Genomic DNA, 2,185 nt, shown 5'->3' with positions numbered 1-2,185 from the left:
GTTCTTCCTCGCCGCGCTCCGCTGGGAGGTCAGGGACCTCTCAGCCCTTCTCGTCCTTGGTATCGGCGTCGGTGCCGGAGTGCTCACTGCGGGCCTCCCTGCTCTCTCGATGATATCCTTACCCACACTCGTCCTCCCGAACCCTGCCGACCTCTTCTTCGCCGCCTGGTACCTCGTCCCGCCGCAGATCCCCCTGACCCTCACCAATGCGATCCTTGCAACGTCCCTCCTGACGCGTGACCTCTTCAAAACCGAGGTCGACCCCGACCGCCTCTCCCGGACGATCGGCGTCATGAACCTTGTCTCAGTTCCCTTCGGCGGGTTTCCCATGTGTCACGGTGCTGGTGGCCTTGCCGCCCAGTACAGGTTCGGCGCCAGGACAGGAGGTTCGAACATCATCGCCGGCATCATCTTCCTGGGCTTCGCCCTCTTCTTCGCCTCGCCAGAGAGCCTCGCCCTCATCCCACTGGGGGTCTTTGGCGGCCTCCTCATCTTTGCGGCGGTGGAACTCGGCAAACACAGCATGAAGACCGATTCCATCTTTGTCACCGTGGTCATCGCCGCACTCTCAGTTCTGACGAATATCACGGTGGGTTTTGTCATTGGCCTTGTGCTCGCCTGGGGACTGGAGAGATACGGGAGGAAGCGGGCAGCAAAAAGAAGGACGCCATAAAAGCCCCCATAAAAGCACTTCTGAACAGACAATCTACAGATCCCGAAAAGGAATTAATCCTCGACGACGTGGACGGCACTGGCCTTGAAGGAGATCTTCACCGCCATACCCTCCCTGATGCCGAGGTCCTCGGCAGACTTCCAGGTGATAAGGGCGGCGAAGGGGATGCCGCAGTCGATCGTGAGGTGGTTGAGGGGGCCGTAGGCCTTCACCCCGGTCACCCTGCCGGAGAGAACGTTCCGCGCCGAGATACCGGTCCCGTCAGAAAGGTGGATGGTGATGTCCTCAGGTTTGATGCAGGCACAGACCTTCGTGCCCGGCGCAAGGGGAGTAACAGCGACAACCGTCACCTCGCCGGCAACTATGGAAGCAATCCCGTCGCGTGTTTCCCGGACCACTCCCCCTATGAGGTTCTCGATCCCGACAAACCGCGCCACATTCCTGCTCTTCGGCATCGCGAAGACCTCCCGTGGGGTGCCGATCTGCGCAAAGACACCGTCCATCAAGACCCCGATCCTGTGGGCGAGTCGCTGCCCCTGGAGCATGTCATGTGTCGAGAGGACCACCGTCTGGTTCAGGTCCCTGTTGATCCGAACCACCAGTTCCTCGATCGCCTCGGTCGCCACCGGGTCGAGGTTTGCAGTCGGTTCGTCGAGGAGGAGGACGGCAGGGTCGGTGACGATCGCACGGGCGATGGCAACCCTCTGCATCTCACCACCAGAGAGGGTCTTTGCCTTCCGCTTCTCGTAACCGGAGAGCCCGATCACCTCCAGGGCCGCCGTGATCTTCTCCCTGATCTCGGCCTCAGGGATATGCCTCATCCGCAGGCCGATCGCGATGTTGTCATAGACATTCTCATTGAAGGCCGCAGGTTTCTGGAAGACCATCGCCATCCGCCGCCTGAACCCGAGTGCACTCGCCCGGTTCGCGTGGATGTCGGCGCCGTCGAGGAGGATCTCTCCCCCCGAGGGAGTGTCGAGGAGGTTGATCAGGCGGAGGAGGGTGGACTTGCCCGACCCCGAGGGGCCGATGATCGCAAAGATCTCGCCGTCCTCGATCACCGCGTTCACATCTGTCAGCACGACCTTCTCGCCGAAATTCTTTGCAACATGCCTGAGTTCGATCATGGTTCACCTCTGCTGGTAAACGGTCACCACCGTGTTCACGACGAGGGCGATGCCGAGGAGGATGATCCCGAGGGCGATCGAGGTCCCGATGTTCCACTGCGAGGTGTTGAGGGAGATCGCCGTCGTCAGGACCCGAGTCCGTCCGTAGATGTTCCCGCCGATGAGGATCGCCGCACCGACTTCGGAGATCGCCCGGCCGAAACCGAGGGCAACAGCCCCGAGGATCGCAAACCGCGCCTCCCTGACAACGTGCCTCAAGAACTGGAAGCGTGTCGCCCCGAGAGAGAGGATCGTGTCCCTGATCGTCGCGTCCACCCCCGAGAGTGCGGTGATCGTGAGCCCGGTCATGATGGGGAGGATCAGGATCGTCTGGGCAAGGATCATC

At 61.5% G+C, this 2,185-nt stretch carries 3 protein-coding genes; 1 reads left to right on the top strand and 2 read right to left on the bottom strand.

The genetic code is table 11. The annotated features are described in order from the left end of the window. Positions 1–673: putative sulfate/molybdate transporter (locus Q0520_RS12135; protein ID WP_298670450.1), on the top strand; the 673-nt coding region annotated here is incomplete at its 5' end. A 53-nt stretch (positions 674–726) separates the two neighbouring features. On the opposite strand, the gene Q0520_RS12130 is transcribed toward Q0520_RS12135, so the two are convergent. Together Q0520_RS12130 and Q0520_RS12125 are read right to left on the bottom strand one after the other, a co-directional pair. Continuing rightward, positions 727–1,800 carry an ABC transporter ATP-binding protein gene (locus tag Q0520_RS12130; protein WP_298670448.1) on the bottom strand — a complete coding sequence of 358 codons (1,074 nt, stop codon included), beginning with the start codon at positions 1,798–1,800 and terminating at the stop codon, positions 727–729. Between the two features lie 3 nt (positions 1,801–1,803). Then, positions 1,804–2,185: ABC transporter permease (locus Q0520_RS12125; protein WP_298670446.1), on the bottom strand; the 382-nt coding region annotated here is incomplete at its 5' end.

Source organism: uncultured Methanofollis sp. (assembly GCF_937919355.1).
In the GTDB taxonomy this organism is placed as follows: Archaea; Halobacteriota; Methanomicrobia; order Methanomicrobiales; family Methanofollaceae; genus Methanofollis.
The sequence above is the reverse complement of the archived record's forward strand: the minus strand, read 5'-3'. Positions and strand labels throughout refer to the sequence as shown.